Here is a 14,946-nt window from a genome sequence, read left to right as displayed (position 1 = left end):
GCACATTATGCCAAGAGATGCCGAGCGCACGCTGCTCCAGAAGCTTCCCGGCTACCGGGCGCGCCGCTGGCCGGTGGAGCGCACGCATAGCTGGATGAACCGCTTCCGCCGCATCCTCGTGCGCTGGGAGAAGAAAGCCGACAACTACAAAGGCATGGTCCATCTCACCTGTGCCTTCATCGCCTTCCATCAAGCTGGCCTAGTGGGATAGGTTCTTAGCGTCCGATTCTGGCCAGTTACTATCGCAACCCCCGCTACTGCGGCAGGATCGCGGCTGGAGCACTATGCTTCGCTGGCTCATGGTAATTCGTAACGAAAGGCAAATAAACGAAGGAGAACTAATTGTGCGTATCTTCGTTACGCTGGAGATAGCGGCGGGCGCTCTCTTTGCTCTCGCTGTTTTCAAGCCCTTGCGACCGGCGGCAGCAGCCGTGCAGTACCCGGCTGGCTGGAACCTCATCTCCGGGCCGGAAGGCTCTCATGTGAGCGGTGCGAGCGGGCCGATCTATTCGCTTCAACCCGGTGATGCCGCGTACGAGGCGTTTCCGCCGCACCCGGCGCTGAAGCGAGGCTGGGGCTACTGGGCCTACTTCCCGAACGGCGGCAGCCTGAACGACGCTGCGGGCGCCACAGCGTATGCGGTGACGCTGGAAGCCGGCAAGTACGTGATGCTGGGCGACCCGTCCGCGACCGGCGATGCCACGGTCAGCGGTGCGGACCAAGTGCTCACCTATAGTCCAGCGGGCGGCTATCAGAGCGGCAGCGTGATACCGGCCGGGCAGGGCGCGTTCGTGCTCGGTACCGGCACGGTGTCGCTCAGCGCCCCGGCGCCGCCCGCAGCGAGCGCAACGCCAACTCCCACGGCGACTCCGGCCCCGGCCTTGATGCTCCCAGCGGCAGCCACGAGTCCCGCTGGACTCGCGTCGCTCGGTCTGCAAAGGACGGACCTCATAGTACCGGGCGACTACATTGCTTTGGACGACCAGGACGTGACCTATCCGCCGATCGCTTCCACCGTCGCGACGTATGCGCATTTCTGGCTCTATCTAGCCGTTGGCGACAACCTGAGCGCCAAGGCGATCTTTTTCCGGGAAACCCTGGCCAGCTTCAGCACGCCGCATGCGGATCTCTCGGCGTTCGTCAACAGCGTTCTGACGGCTTCAGGCTCAGCTGGAGCAGCGAGCCTGCCCGCACCGCAGATCGGCGACGAAGCTCGGCTGTACGAAGTCGGTCCCAGTGGCGGCCACACCGGCTATGAAGACCACCTGTTCTTCCGCCGCCGCGCGGTCACCGTCGAGGTCGATTATGAGCAGGACCCCGGACCCATCACCTCGACCGCGTATCTGTTTAAGCTGGCCGGTCTGATCGACGCCCGGTTGACCGCGGCCGGCGTGCAGAGCACGCCCTGACCTTCACCGAGGGGAAGCCAATCCCCGCGACGCTATCGGTCCGGTTCGCGAGGAACCGGCGTCGCATGTGTGCGCGGGCCCCCGCCACCTCGCCCCTGTATCACCTCGCCGGATACCGTGTCACAAAGGCCCGATTTCGCGGCGCCGTCAGACGATGGATCCCGCTGGAGGGACAGTTGGCTCTCAGCTCAATCACATCTCCTGCCCGAATCAACGTCCCGGATCGGAGGGCAGCCGACGGCTTTTGCGCTTCTGGCGCCGGGTGGATGCTCATGCGAGCACGCGCGGCTGCCTGCTCCTTTCGCGCCTACTCCAGCGGGTTGAGCACGAGGCCGGTGCCGAGCTTGGGATAGAAGTAGGTCGACTTCTGCGGGATACGGTCGCCGGTGTCGGCTACCGCAAACATCTGCTCCGGACGCACGGCGTTGACGAGAAAGGCCAGGGGCGCGTGGCCGGAGCGCACCGCGGCCACGGCCTCCTCGGCATCCTCCGTGAACTCGACCATGCCGCCGGCCGTGACCTCGGCCAAACCGATGCCCAGGGCCGCGTCGAGGATGCCGTACTGGAGCACGTTCACGTCCAGCGCCTTCCAGGCCGCGGGGTGCTCCGCCGGCATGCGCGCCTCCACGGCGGCGCGCTCGCGCAGGGTCAGCAGGGCCAGCCGGCCGGGCATCAGCCCCACGGCGACGAAGGCGCCCGTGCCGGACGCGGCGAGGCGGCCGAGCGCGGCGTCGATCGTGGCTTTGCTGGCGGCGTCACCCGGTAACGCCTCCACCGTGAAGGTTGCTGCGAGCCGATCGCCCAGGTCGCCGGGAACGGCCTTCGGCCTGACGATGCGGTGGATCGGCAGGATCAGCAGCCCCGGATTGGCCGCGCTGGTCACGGCCATCAGCATGAAGTTCTCCGGCTCTTCGCCGGTCCAGTGCGCCGCCGCGGCCCGGCGTTCGTCGCGGAAGCGCAGCGCGGTTTCGTAGCGGTGATGACCGTCGGCGATGTAGAGCGTGCGCGCGGCGAGGAACACCGCAATCTCGCGCAGCAGCGCCGGATCGTGCAGCGGCACAAGCGTATGCTGCTCACCGGCAAGGTCGACACCGCGCACGGCATCGCCCGTGCCTTCGTCGAACAGCAGCGCGGCGATCGGGTCGTTCGCGCCGGGCTCGTAGAGCGAGAAGATCGGACTGACGTTCGTCATCGTCGCCTGCATGAGTTGCAGGCGGTCTTCCTTGGGGCCGCTCATCGTGTACTCGTGCGGCCGCACGATGCCGCTGTCGAACGGCTCCAGGCGGCAGCGTCCGAAGAGGGAGCGCCGGCGGAAGGTCGTGCCGGCATGAGCAAAGGTCTGCTCGTACAGGTAGTACGCGGGCTCGGCCTCTCGGCGCAGCACCCCGCCGGCGCGCCACTCATGCAGCAGCCGGCCGGCGGCCAGGTAGCGTTCCGCGCCCTGCTCTCGCCCGTACTCGAGGCGGACTACGTTGTAGGGGCTGAGATCGTAGAGCGCCTGCTGTTGCGCCGGAGAGATCACATCGTACGGCGGGGCGATCACACGGTCGAGCGACCCCACTCGCTCGCGGTCGTAGCGGAGTCCGCGGAAGGGCTGAACGTCGGCCATGGCAAAGGTACTCCCGGGTGGCTGGCCGCGCCCGATCCCGCCGGGCGCCGGCAACGATCGTATGAGCCGCGGCGGAAGGCTGTCAAAGCGCTGGCGCCCTCGGCCGGCCGCGGGCCACAGCGCAGCGTGACCCGGGCCACGCGGCCCGGCCTCGAGGTGATGCTAGGATGGGCACGGCGTGCGCTCTAGGTCAGGGAATGCGGCGATGAGCAGCAGAGCGACAAACCAATTCTTGCTTTGGCTCAGTCTGCTCGCGGCGCTTACGGGCATCGGCGCGCTGCTCGCCGGATCGCCCGGCTGGCGGCCGGTGCTCTGGCTGCACGCGATCGCCGGCTTCGCCCTGGCACTGCTCTTCTACTGGAAGCGACGCGTGATCGTGCGTTCGCTGCGCAGGCACGGCGCCGGTCTTTGGCTGATCCCCTCAGTCGCTTTGCTCAGCATCACCGCCGCGACGGTGATCTCCGGCATCGGCTGGAGCACGGTTGGCCTGCCGGCGTTCGGCGCCTACAGCGGCATGACGGTGCACACAGCGCTGGGCGGCGCCTTGCTGCTCTTCCTGCTGGCACATCTGCCCGGGCGCTGGCCGGGGCTGCGGCGCCGCGATGTCGCCGGACGCAGGGCGTTTTTGCGCTCTGGTTTGCTGTTGGCCGGCGGCGCCACGCTCTGGCGCGCGAGTGAGGCGGTCACTTCCGCCGCCGGCTGGAGCGGGGCGCGCCGCCGCTTCACCGGTTCGCGCGCCGTCGCGGCAGAAGGCGTCCAGGACTTCCCGGTCAGCAACTGGCTCACCGACGATCCCGACCCGCTCGACCTGGCGCGCTGGCGGCTCTCCCTGCACGGCCACGTGGCGCAACCCCTGCAACGATCACTCGCGCAGGTGCAGACCTCCGCCAGCCGCACGGCCACGCTGGACTGCACCGGCGGCTGGTACGTTGCGCGAGAGTGGCAGGGCGTGGCCGTGGCGGACCTGCTGGCGGAAGCCGGCGTGCGGACGGGCGCCCGCAGCGTGGTCGTCCGCTCCGCAACGGGCTACTGGCGCCGCTTTGATCTGGCCACAGCGCGCCGCGCCCTGCTGGCGACGCACGTCGAAGGGGAGCCGCTTTCGCACGGGCACGGCGCGCCGCTGCGGCTGATCCTGCCGGGCCGGCGCGGCTACGAGTGGGTGAAGTGGGTGACGGAGATCGAAGTGAGCACGTCGTTCTGGTGGCTGAAGTGGCCGCTGCCGATCTCGTAGACTTGAGCGGCCGCCATAAGCGCCGGCGGCCCGCTTGAGGCTCCGATGCGAGACAAGCCCATCCAGCAGATCCTGCTGAGCGCCGAACAGATTCAGCGACGCGTTGCCGAGATCGCGGCGGAGATCGACGGCGACTACGCGGGCCGCGACCCGCTGGTCGTCTTCATCATGAAGGGCGCGCTGGTTTTCGTCGCCGACCTGCTGCGGGCGATGCGCAGTAACGTGCGCATCGACTTCATGGTGGTCAGCAGCTACGGCGAGCGCACCGAGAGCAGCGGCTCGGTGCGCATCGTCGCCGATTTGAAATCTGATGTGCGCGGCAAAGACGTGCTGCTGGTCGAGGACATCATCGACAGCGGCCTGACGATTCACGAGGTGATCGAGCACCTGCTGGTGCGGGCGCCGGCCTCGCTGGAGGTCTGCACGCTGCTAAGCAAGCCTTCGCGCCGCCGCGTAGACGTGCCCGCCCGCTACGTCGGCTTCGAGATCGAGGACCGCTTCGTCGTCGGCTACGGCCTCGACTACGCCGAACGCTACCGTGGCCTGCCCTACATCGGTGTCTGCGACCCCGCGGCGGCGCCGGAAATGGCGGTCGAGTGAAGCCCGGCTCCCGCTGCTTTCGCCGAATGCAGGCCGCTCAGCTCTGGGCCAGCAGGCCGCGCGCCGTGTTCCAGAGCGCGTCGTCGCCCCTGGCATGCCGGAAGTACCACCACTCCGCGCCCCAGAGATAGGCACGGCTGGCGCCGCTGCGGCGGGCCAGCGCCGCGTTGTCCAGCAGCAGCCGAGGCGAGATGCTCTGCGCCGTCGCGGGATTGAGCTGCAGCAGCGACTTGCGCTCTTCCGGCTCGCCCTGCAGCTCGGTGATCCAGAACTGCTTGCCGGCGCGCCGCGCGGCGGCCGCCTGTCCGGGCAGGTTCGGCGCAAACGGCCCCATCTCGTAGGGGAAGAAGTACCACCAATCGCGGATCCAGGCTTTCTTGGTGAACACGTTCTGGCCCAGCACGTCGCCCAGCGCCAACGCGTCCTTCCAGCGCCGGTCGTAGACCGTCCAGCTCGAGTGGGTGACCACGATCGGGCGGTGCAGCGGGTCAGCGGATCGAACCTCGGCAGCCTCAGCGGCGGTCATCTGCTCTGAAATTGTCCAGCCGTGGATCTTCTCAAAGTTCTTGATGAAGGGTTCGTTTTCGACCTGCCAGCCGGAAACCGCCGGCTCGCCGGCGTAGTGCCGCACGGCCGCGGCGACGTACGCGAGCGTGGCCGCGCGCACCCACGGCGCCTCGTCGATCACCGCGCCTTCCGGCAGGATCGCGCCGGTCCGCAGCCACCCGGGCAGGTACACTTCCGGATAGCGCTGGGCCTTGATGCCGACGGTGAGCAGCACATCGGCGCCGCGCTGCCGCGCCTGCTGCACCAGCTCGTCGGTTTCGCTGAAGTCGAAGCGCCCGGGCTGCGGCTCGACCTGGTCCCAGTAGAGCGACAGCCGCACGTGGCGCACGCCGAGGCCATCCAGCAGCTCCGCGAAGGCCGTAGCGCAGTCGCCGCCGAGATACCGCACCTGGCGGCAACTGAAGCTCACCCCGAACTGCACCGGCCGCTGCGGCGCCGCGGCGTACCAGTAGCGCCCCACGAACAGTACGAGCAACACCAGCGCCGCGGTCAGCACGTGCCCCAGGCGGTGGCCGGACCCGGCTGGCAGCAGGCCGCCGGGCCGCTCCGGCTGCCCGCACCAAGTGCGTTGGCGCGCTGCCGTGGCCGATGTACGATCGACCAAGCGCGCGGCGGGCACGCCGGCGCGGGCGCGGAGGCGGGCGATGGCTGACGAGATGCTCGACATCGTGGATGAAGACGACCGCGTGCTGCGCTCGGCTCCCAGGCGGACCGTGCTTGCAGAGTACCACCTGCACCGCGCCGTGATGTTCTTCGTCTTCGACCGCGAGGGCAACGTCTTCGTCAATAAGCGCTCGCAGGCCAAGGAGATCTATCCCGGCTACTGGAGCATCGGCTTCGGCGGCCATGTGCGCGCGGGCGAGAGCTACGATGCGGCCGCGATCCGCGAAGTGCAGGAGGAGACGGGGCTGCTGGACCGGCCGGTGCAGATCGGCTCGTTCAAGAAGCGCACCGCCGACGAGCGCGAGAACGTCACCGTCTACCGTGTCGTCGCCTCGCAGGATCTCGACCTTTTTCCCGAGGAGATCGAGCAGGGCGAGTACGTCACGCTGGCGGACCTCAACGTGATGCTTGGCCGCTTCGACTTCCTGCCGGAGACGCCGGACCTGCTCAAGATCCTGGTGGAGTACACCTCGCGGCCCTCCGGCTCGGGCTGAGGCCCGCGTGCCACCTACGCCTGCCTGGCTCAGGCGCGGCTGTCCCTGCCGCACCCTACCCGCCGGGAAGGAATGGTCTTCGCGCGAAGCCAAGGAATACGCCCGCCTCCGAACAGATGCTCCAAAGCCGGGTGGCGCGGTGTTACACTGTTGCGGTGAACGGAAACGCGCCGCCCCCACGCCTCGTCATCCTCGACGGCTTCGCCATCGTCTTCCGCGCCTACTGGGCGCAGAAGGACCACCCGCTCTCCGTCTCCACGACGGGCGAGGTGACTACCGCCGTCTATGGCTTCGCCAACACGCTGCTCAGCGTGATGAACAACCTGCGCCCGACGCACATCGCCGTGGCGATGGACTTTCCCGCGCCCACGTTTCGCCACCTCAAGGCGGATACCTACAAGGCGCATCGCCCGCCGATGCCCGAGGATCTGCACCACCAGTTCACCCGCGTGCGCGAGCTGATCGGCGCCTTCAACATCCCCATCTACGAGGCTGAGGGCTTCGAGGCCGACGACGTGCTCGGCACGGTGGCGCTGCAGGCGGAAAAGCTTGGCATCGAGACGTACATCGTCACGCTCGACAGCGACATCCTCCAGCTCGTGCGCGACGACCTGGTGCGCGTCTTCATGTACCGCCTCTACCAGCACGACACGCTGCTCTACGACGAAGAGAAGGTGATCGAGCGCTACGGCGTGCGCCCCTCGCAGATTCCCGACCTGAAGGGGCTGAAGGGCGACACTTCGGACAACCTCGCGGGCGTGAAGGGGATCGGCGAGAAGACCGCGGTCAAGCTGATTCAGACCTACGGCAGCGTGCCCGGCATCTTCGAGCGGCTGGACGAGGTTGCGCCGGCGCGGCTGCAGGAGCTGTTGCGCGCGAACCGCGAACAGGCGCTGCACTGTCGCGAGATGGCGACGATCGTCACCGACGCGCCGGTGCAGTTCTCCACTGAAACCACGCAGGTCCTCGACTACGACCGCGACAAGGTCGAAGACCTGTTCATGGCGCTTGAGTTCAAGACGCTGCTCAACCGCCTGCCCGCCTCGGCGTTGCCCTCGATCCGGCCCGTCGCCGCACCGGATGCGGGCGCCGTTGTCGCCGAGTACCGCACAGTCACGTCGCTTGAAGCGCTGGACGAGGTGATCGCCGCCTGCCGCGCCGCCGGCAGCTTTGCCTTCGACACCGAGACCACGAGCACCAACGCGATCGCCGCCAGCCTGGTTGGTATCTCGCTTTCCTGGGCGCCCGGCGCATCGTGCTACATTCCCGTCGGCCACCTGCCGGACCTGGAAAGCCCGGAGCAACTGCCCGCGGATATGGTGATCGAGCGGCTGCGGCCCTTGTTCAGCGACCCGGCGATCCAGAAGACCGCGCACAACGCCAAGTACGATCTCGAAGTGCTCGCGGGCGCCGGGCTGGTGCTCGATGGTGTCGATGCGGACACCATGCTCGCGGCCTACCTGCTGGGCGACCGGGACATCGGCCTCAAGAGCCTGGCGCTGGAGGTTTGCGGCGCCCGAATGACGCCGATCTCCGAGCTGATCGGCACGGGCAGCAAGCAGATCAGTATGGCGCAGGTCTCGATCGCCGCGGCCGCGCCGTACGCCGCGGCCGACGCCGACTTCACCGGCCGCCTGCGCGCGCCGATCGAGTCGGCCGTGGAAGAGCGCGGGCTGTTGGACCTCTACCGCACGATCGAGCTGCCGCTGATCGGCACGCTGATGGAGATGGAACGGCGCGGCGTCGCCGTCGACGTGGAGACGTTGCGCGAGATGTCGCGCGTGCTCACGGGGGACCTGCGGCGCATTGAGGGGGCAATCTACGATAGCGTGGGGCACCAGTTCAACCTCGGCTCGCCCAAACAGTTGAGCCAGGTGCTGTTCGACGAGCTCGGCCTGCCCAAGACGCGTAAGACCACGCAGGGCTACACCACCGACGCCCAGGCGCTGGAAGGGCTGCGCGGCGCGCACCCGCTGATCGAGCAGATCCTCGAGTACCGCCAGGTCGCCAAGCTGAAGTCGACCTACATCGACGCGCTGCCGAGCATGATCAACCCGCGCACCGGCCGCATCCACACCAACTACAGCCAGACCACCGCCGCCACGGGCCGGCTCTCCTCGATCGACCCAAACCTGCAAAACATCCCCGTGCGCACGGAGCTGGGCCGCCGCGTGCGCCGCGCCTTCGTCGCGCGCGACCCGGCCGGCGAACGGCCGATGTGCTTCCTCGCCGCGGACTATTCGCAGATCGAGCTGCGCATCCTCGCCCACGTGACGCAGGAGCCGCGGCTACTGGAGGCCTTCCGCAACGACCAGGACATCCACCGCGCCACGGCCTCCGACCTGTTCGGCGTGCCGATCGACGCGGTTGCGCCCGACCAGCGCAACTTGGCGAAGACGGTGAACTTCGCCGTGATCTACGGCCTCTCGGCGATGGGCCTCTCAAACCGCACGGAGATGAGCATGGCCGAGGCGCGCGACTTCATCGGCAACTACTTCGACCGCTACCCCGGCATCAAGCGCTACGTGGACGACACGATCGCGCACACACGCCAGAGCGGCTACGCGGAGACGCTGCTCGGCCGCAGGCGCTACCTGCGCGACATCAACTCCAGCAACTTCAACCTGCGCCAGCAGGCCGAGCGGCAGGCGATCAACCACCCGATCCAGGGCAGCAACGCCGACATCATCAAGATCGCTATGAACCGCATCCACGCCGAACTGCGCCAGAGCAAGCTCATCTCGCGCATGATCCTCCAGGTGCACGACGAGCTGATCTGCGAAGGCCCGCCCGACGAGCTGGAGGCGATGCGCGAGCTGCTCAACCGCCAGATGTGCGGCGCCATGGAACTGTCCGTGCCGCTGAAGGTCGAGATGAAGAGCGGCGTCAACTGGGGCGAGATGGAGTAGCCGCGCGGCCGGCGGACCATGCCCGAGCTTCCCGAAGTCGAGATCGTGCGCCGTGGCCTGGAGCCCGCCGTGGCCGGCCGCACGATCCGTGACGTGCGCTTCACGCCCGAGGGGCACCGCCTGCTGTCGGGAGCGCCGCCGGCCGCGTTTCGGGACGCGCTCGTCGGGCGGCGCATCCTCGCCGCTCACCGGCGCGGCAAGTACTTGATACTGCCGCTTGACGACGGCCGCAGCCTGATCGCGCACCTGCGCATGACCGGCCGCATCGTGGTCGAGCCGAAAGATGCTCCGGAGGGGAGCTTCTTCCGCGCTGCGATCGTGCTTGATGATGGCAACGAGCTGCGCTGGCGCGATGTGCGCCGCTTCGGCACCTGGCAGTTGCTCGAGGATCTGAGCGCCCTTGAGGTGAAGCTCGGGCCCGAGCCGCTTGCCGACGGTTTCACGCCGGCGGCGTTGGCCGCGGCGCTGGCTGGACGCGCGGCGCCCGTGAAAGCCGTGCTGCTCGACCAGCGCCGGTTGGCCGGCCTCGGCAACATCTACGCCGACGAGGCGCTGTTCATGGCCGGGATTCACCCGGCGCGGCCCGCGGCCTCGCTGACCGCGCACGAGATAGAGAGGCTGCACCGCGCGGTGCGCGGCGTGCTGGAGAAGGGTTTGAGCAACTTCGGCACGACGCTGCGCGATTTCGTCAACGCCTACGGCCAGGAGGGCCGCAACCGCGAGCACTTGCTCGTCTATCAGCGCACCGGCGAGCCTTGCGGCCGGTGCGGCACGCCGGTTGAACGCACCGTGATCGGTGGCCGTGGCAGTCACTTCTGCCCGGTCTGCCAGCCGGCGCCCGGCCAACACCTGCTCACACACCGTGCAGTGCCACGTGGCAGTCACTTCTGCCCGGTCTGCCAGCCGGCGCCGGCATCGGAAGACGCATGAGCGACGCTCAGACGCGGCCAGCGCTCACCTGCGCCGAGTGCGGGGCCATACTCGACACGGCGCGGCAGGAGCACGGGCGCATCTGCCTCGACTGTTTCGACCGCCGGCTGCGCGGCCTGGACGCCGATTTCCTCGACAACTTTGGCCGCCTCGGCGCCCGCAAGCACATCATCCTGGCCGAGGCCACACTCAAGGCGCTGGTGCTGAGCGATACGGCCGACCGCAAGCTGCTGGCGATCAGCATCTACGAGCAGTTCGTCGCCTCTGCCGCCGACTTGCTGGCCGTATACCACGCGCTGATCGAGCGCGAGCGCCGGCCGATCATGCGCGGTGTGCTGGCGTTCCAACTCGATCGCGCCCGCGTGCTCGACTTCTTCGCGCGGCTCAGCGTCGAGGGGCCACGGGAGATGCTGGACGCGGCCGGCCTGCCGCACGCCGAGCAGATCGCCGGGCTGCAGCTCGGGATCGACGCTCGCGAGCGCCGGCAACTCCAGGCGGCGCTGATCGATGCGCTCGCGGATCTGGAACGGCTCGTGGCGTTCGAAGAGGTGGGCGAGCGGGCGCTTGTGGGCGCGGCAGAGCGGCTCGCCGCGCCCATGCCGGTGGTCGCGCAGACCGAGTGGCTGGAGGGGCGCGGCATCGAGCCGGACCAGGTGGCGGCGCTCGCGCTCGGCGCCGGCGGGCGACGGCTGGAGGTCAACGTGCTCAGCACGGACGAGCAGACCCTGGGCAACGTGGTGGACGGCATCGAGGTGATGACGCGCCTCGTCCGCAACCTGATCTTCGCCTACGTCTCGCTGCACCCCGACGGCGCCCCGCACGACGCCTGGCGCCGCGGCTGAGTGTCTTGCGTCGTCAATGGTCGCGCGCGGCGTCGGTGCCGTACACTCGCGGGGCGGGAATCGATTTCCGCGGGCGAGGGTGAGATGGCCGCGTCTGGCACGGCAGAACGATCCCACGCGTCGCGGTTGCTCGACGGCATCGGCGGCATTCCTGGCCTGCGCGTGGGCCACTGGACGAACCTCGATGGTCCCACCGGCTGTACCGTCGTGCTTGCGCCGGACGAAGGCGCGGTTGCGGCCGTCAGTCAGCGCGGCGGCGCCCCCGGCACGCGCGAGACCGACGCGTTGCGGCCGGGCAACGCGGTCGCGCGGGTGCACGCCGTGCTGCTGACCGGTGGCAGCGTCTTCGGCCTGGCAGCGGCCACGGGTGTTGTGCGCTTTCTTGAAGAGCGTGGCGTCGGCTTCGAGACGCGCGCCGGCCGGGTGCCGATCGTGCCCGCCGCGGTGCTCTTCGACCTCGGCCTCGGCGACGCGGCGATCCGGCCGGACGAGGCCGCCGGCTACGCCGCCTGCGCCGCCGCGCACGAAGGCGACTGCTCGGCGGGCAGCATCGGCGCCGGCTCCGGCGCCACCGTGGCCAAAGCAGCTGGTGTTGAGCGGGCGCTGAAGGGCGGCCTCGCCTCCGCCTGCGAACGGCTGCACGACGGTACGCGCGTGGCGGCACTGATCGCCGCCAACGCCTTGGGCGACATCATCGACGTCGAAACCGGCAAACGGCTGGCCTGGCCGCGGGCCGACGAGACCGGGCGCCGTCCCACCGCGATCGAGCTGCTGCGCAGCCGCGGCGCGCTCTCGGCCGGCGGCTTCACCAACACCACGCTGGTCGTCATCGCCACCACCGCCGCGCTGACCCGTTCGCAACTGCAGCGCGTGGCGGAGATGGGACATGCCGGCCTGGCGCGGGCGATCGATCCCTCGCACACGCCGGCCGACGGCGACACCGTGTTCGCGCTGGCGGTTCCCACCGCAACGCGCCGGCGCAGGCCGCCCGATCTCATTGCCATCGGCTCGCTGGCCGCGCACGCGACCTCGCGGGCGATCGCGCGGGCCGTCGTGGCGGCACAGGGACTCGCCGGCGTGCCGGGCGTCGCCGAGCTGGCAGGGACCGGGGATCGCCGTTAACCGCCTGTGGCGGTTCCTCACGGGTGATAGAGCAGCGGGTCGGGTGGCCCCGGGGTGAAGGCGGACTTCAGCGTGTCGCGCTCAGGTGGCGGGACCCAGGCGCGTGGTGCCGCTAGAGGTTCGGTGCTGACTCCCCCACTATTCCGGCGCTCTCCCGCCTCGTGTCGAAAGCGGGGCGATCTCACGGCTCTTCGCGTACGACACCGGTCGCCCGTCAGCGATTGCCCGTGTGCGGATGCCTTCGTATGATCGCCGCGAGGCCGCGGCCAGAGCCGCGTCACCGCGGCGCAGGGCGCGCGGGGATCGAGGGGGAATGAGGGGCGCAGTCCTGCTTCTGGCCGCGCTGCTGAGCGCGAGCGTCGCCTGCGGCAGCAAGTCCAACAACAGCGTCAGCAGCATTGGCACGCCGGTGCAGGCCGCCACCGTCGCGGCGCGTGGACCGGGCACGCCGGTGCCGACCACACGCCTGGGTACGCCGCGCCCGGGCGCCACGCCGCGCCCGAGCGCCGCCGCCGCGGCCACCCGGCCGGCGACCTGTCCTACGCCGTCGGCAGAGCCGCAGGGCGTGCCCTCCGTTCCAGCCGGCACCGGCGCGCTGCAGTCCACGCCATCCGGCCTGCAGTACCAGGAGATTCAAGCCGGTACGGGCGAGCAGCCCAAGAATGGCCAGAGCGTCACCGTGAACTACACGGGGTATCTGGACGACGGCACGAAGTTCGACAGCTCGCTGAACCCGGGGCGCCAGCCCTTCTCCTTCACGCTGGGCCAGGGCCAGGTGATCAAGGGCTGGGACGAGGGGCTGGCGACGATGAAGGTCGGCGGCAAGCGCCGTCTGATTATTCCGTACCAACTCGCCTACGGCGCCGCCGGCCGTCCACCGACGATCCCGCCTTGCGCCCGACTCACCTTTGATGTCGAGCTGATCTCGGTCAAATAACACCGGCTACGCGGGGCGGGCGCGGCGCTCGCGGTAGCACCAAGCAACCGCGACGCCGACGGCAAGCACGGCGGCGGCGCCGATCGCGAGCGCAGGCCCTGACGGCTGCGCGGGACGCCGACCCTGGCGCGGCGCCTGCCGGCCCTTTGCCGGCGCGCTGCCCGCCTCCTCGCGCCAGCCCGCCGGCGTCACACGCCAGAGCACACCCGCTCCCGGCGACGCCAAACCATCTTCCGCAACCGCGCCTGGGTCGCAAAGATACAGCGCCCCCCCCTGTAGAACAGCGCCAGGGAAGAACGTCCACCCTGCGACGGTCGCCGCTCCCGAACCCAAGACGGCCGCATCCACTCGCTCCCGGTCGCGGCCGTCGAGAGGTACGCGCCAGCACCGCCCGCCGGCCGCGAGCAGCACGGCGCCGCCGGCCAGCGCGAGGCGGATTGCCGCAGGAGCGGGCGCCTCGGGAAAGCGGCTTACTACGCTGGCGACGCCCGTCGCCGGATCGAGCACAAGCAGCCGGGGCGCGGTGCGGCGTGGATGGCCGCCCTCGGCCAGATACAGGGTGCCGTCCGCGGCCGCGGCGAGGGCGCACGGCGCCGTGAGGCCGGCTGCGACCGGCGTGGCGGTGAAGCCTGCTGGAACCACGAGCCCCAGGCCGGCAAGGTCGACCGCGCCGCCGAGTCGTTGGCAGAGCTGGTCGTCTGATCCGCTATGCGAGCGCGAGGCCGCGGTTCGGCGGCGCAGCCATGGGCGGGGGTGGCCGCTGCCGGCGGCCGCCATGCTACAGGCCCGTGAGTTGAAAGACGTGGGCGCTGCTGGTGCGCAGCGGTCCCGCCGAGCCGGCCTGCGCCAGCGCGCGGCCAAGCGCCGCCTCGGAGACGCCGTCGCTCTCGACCGATGCGGCGCCCGTTACGGCAAAATGTCGGGGCCGGTCAGCGTCGTCGAAGACGAGTGCCACCGAATACGAGCCGAACGCGTGGCTAAACAGTCCAAACCAGGACGTCGTCGCGGTCCAGTGCCCGCCGACCTGCGGCGTGGCCGCGTAGACGGCGTCGTACACCGTCAGCTCGACGGTCTGGGCCAGCGCGGGCGCGCTCAGCTGCCGGAGCTGGCGCCGAACCAGCGGATCGAGAGCCAGCAGTGCCTCGCGGCGGCTCTGCAACCGCCCGCGCTGCACGATGGCGCGGGGCAGGAGGATGGTATCGATTGGGACCCGAAGGTCGGCGCGAGGGCGATCCAGCGTCGACATGGCCACGTCCGTCTTCGTTCGTGATTTCACAAACAATCCTAACGCAGGCGCGGCGGGGAGTTCAAGGCCTGGAAGCGGGTCAGCCGGTGGGGCGGCGCAGCTGTTGTGCCCGGCGCCCGGCCGCCTGGCCGCCGTGCAGGCGGCGGGCCATTACCCGGGCAGTGTACGCCAGGATCCGTCCGGAGCTGCGTAATTGACATAGCAAAGTGCGGACAAAGTGCAGAACAGGTGCGGAGCGTGTGCCGGTCGGGGGCTGCCTCGCCGCTCCGTTACGCCCCGCGCCGATGGCCCAGGCAGGGGACCGTAGACCGCGATGACCGCGGCTGCAGTCTACCCGGATCGCCGCGCCACGGGGGTGTGACAAGTTGTAATGGGTCAAGTGATTAG

At 69.5% G+C, this 14,946-nt stretch carries 14 protein-coding genes; 10 read left to right on the top strand and 4 right to left on the bottom strand.

The genetic code is table 11. From position 1 onward, the window contains the following. A partial coding sequence (locus VKV26_15180) for a transposase (GenBank protein HLZ71243.1) occupies positions 1-211 on the top strand: 211 nt, incomplete at its 5' end. A 133-nt stretch (positions 212-344) separates the two neighbouring features. After that, on the top strand, positions 345-1,409 hold the full coding sequence (locus VKV26_15175; GenBank protein HLZ71242.1) for a hypothetical protein: 1,065 nt from the start codon (positions 345-347) through the stop codon (positions 1,407-1,409). Between the two features lie 307 nt (positions 1,410-1,716). Here the strand turns inward: VKV26_15175 and VKV26_15170 are convergent, their stop codons facing one another. After that, complete coding sequence (locus VKV26_15170) at positions 1,717-3,018, bottom strand: DUF1015 domain-containing protein (GenBank protein ID HLZ71241.1); 1,302 nt, start codon at positions 3,016-3,018, stop codon at positions 1,717-1,719. 205 nt (positions 3,019-3,223) lie between these two features. On the opposite strand from VKV26_15170, the gene VKV26_15165 reads away from it, so the two are divergent. Together VKV26_15165 and hpt are read left to right on the top strand one after the other, a co-directional pair. After that, the gene (locus tag VKV26_15165) at positions 3,224-4,249 is read left to right on the top strand and encodes a molybdopterin-dependent oxidoreductase (GenBank protein ID HLZ71240.1); all 1,026 of its coding nucleotides are present in this window, start codon (positions 3,224-3,226) and stop codon (positions 4,247-4,249) included. 45 nt (positions 4,250-4,294) lie between these two features. After that, a complete protein-coding gene (gene hpt / locus VKV26_15160) occupies positions 4,295-4,849 on the top strand; it encodes a hypoxanthine phosphoribosyltransferase (protein ID HLZ71239.1) in 555 nt (184 codons plus the stop codon). A gap of 37 nt (positions 4,850-4,886) precedes the next feature. Here the strand turns inward: hpt and VKV26_15155 are convergent, their stop codons facing one another. Beyond that, the gene (locus VKV26_15155) at positions 4,887-6,083 is read right to left on the bottom strand and encodes a beta-galactosidase (GenBank protein ID HLZ71238.1); all 1,197 of its coding nucleotides are present in this window, start codon (positions 6,081-6,083) and stop codon (positions 4,887-4,889) included. On the opposite strand from VKV26_15155, the gene VKV26_15150 reads away from it, so the two are divergent. From VKV26_15150 to VKV26_15125, 6 genes are all read left to right on the top strand, one after another. After that, on the top strand, positions 6,061-6,573 hold the full coding sequence (locus VKV26_15150) for an NUDIX domain-containing protein (GenBank protein HLZ71237.1): 513 nt from the start codon (positions 6,061-6,063) through the stop codon (positions 6,571-6,573). The genes VKV26_15155 and VKV26_15150 overlap by 23 nt on opposite strands. Before the next feature lie 155 nt (positions 6,574-6,728). Continuing rightward, a complete protein-coding gene (gene polA / locus VKV26_15145; GenBank protein HLZ71236.1) occupies positions 6,729-9,482 on the top strand; it encodes a DNA polymerase I in 2,754 nt (917 codons plus the stop codon). A gap of 18 nt (positions 9,483-9,500) precedes the next feature. Further along, positions 9,501-10,412, top strand: coding sequence for a bifunctional DNA-formamidopyrimidine glycosylase/DNA-(apurinic or apyrimidinic site) lyase (gene mutM / locus VKV26_15140; GenBank protein HLZ71235.1), 912 nt, complete (start codon positions 9,501-9,503; stop codon positions 10,410-10,412). Further along, the gene (locus VKV26_15135) at positions 10,409-11,254 is read left to right on the top strand and encodes a hypothetical protein (GenBank protein HLZ71234.1); all 846 of its coding nucleotides are present in this window, start codon (positions 10,409-10,411) and stop codon (positions 11,252-11,254) included. Before mutM ends, VKV26_15135 begins: the two co-directional genes overlap by 4 nt. A gap of 84 nt (positions 11,255-11,338) precedes the next feature. After that, positions 11,339-12,376: a P1 family peptidase gene (locus VKV26_15130; protein HLZ71233.1), complete on the top strand. Its 1,038-nt coding sequence runs from the start codon at positions 11,339-11,341 to the stop codon at positions 12,374-12,376. Between the two features lie 313 nt (positions 12,377-12,689). Continuing rightward, the gene (locus VKV26_15125; GenBank protein ID HLZ71232.1) at positions 12,690-13,313 is read left to right on the top strand and encodes an FKBP-type peptidyl-prolyl cis-trans isomerase; all 624 of its coding nucleotides are present in this window, start codon (positions 12,690-12,692) and stop codon (positions 13,311-13,313) included. 6 nt (positions 13,314-13,319) lie between these two features. Here the strand turns inward: VKV26_15125 and VKV26_15120 are convergent, their stop codons facing one another. After that, entirely contained in the window at positions 13,320-14,090 is a 771-nt protein-coding gene (locus VKV26_15120; protein HLZ71231.1) for a hypothetical protein, read from the bottom strand. Position 14,091: 1 nt separating this feature from the next. After that, complete coding sequence (locus VKV26_15115; GenBank protein ID HLZ71230.1) at positions 14,092-14,589, bottom strand: hypothetical protein; 498 nt, start codon at positions 14,587-14,589, stop codon at positions 14,092-14,094. Positions 14,590-14,946: the final 357 nt, after the last annotated feature.

The sequence above is a fragment of the Dehalococcoidia bacterium genome (assembly GCA_035310145.1).
GTDB lineage: Bacteria > Chloroflexota > Dehalococcoidia > CAUJGQ01 > CAUJGQ01 > CALFMN01.
Note: the sequence above shows the minus strand (reverse complement) of the source record. Positions and strands in the feature narration are given on the sequence as shown.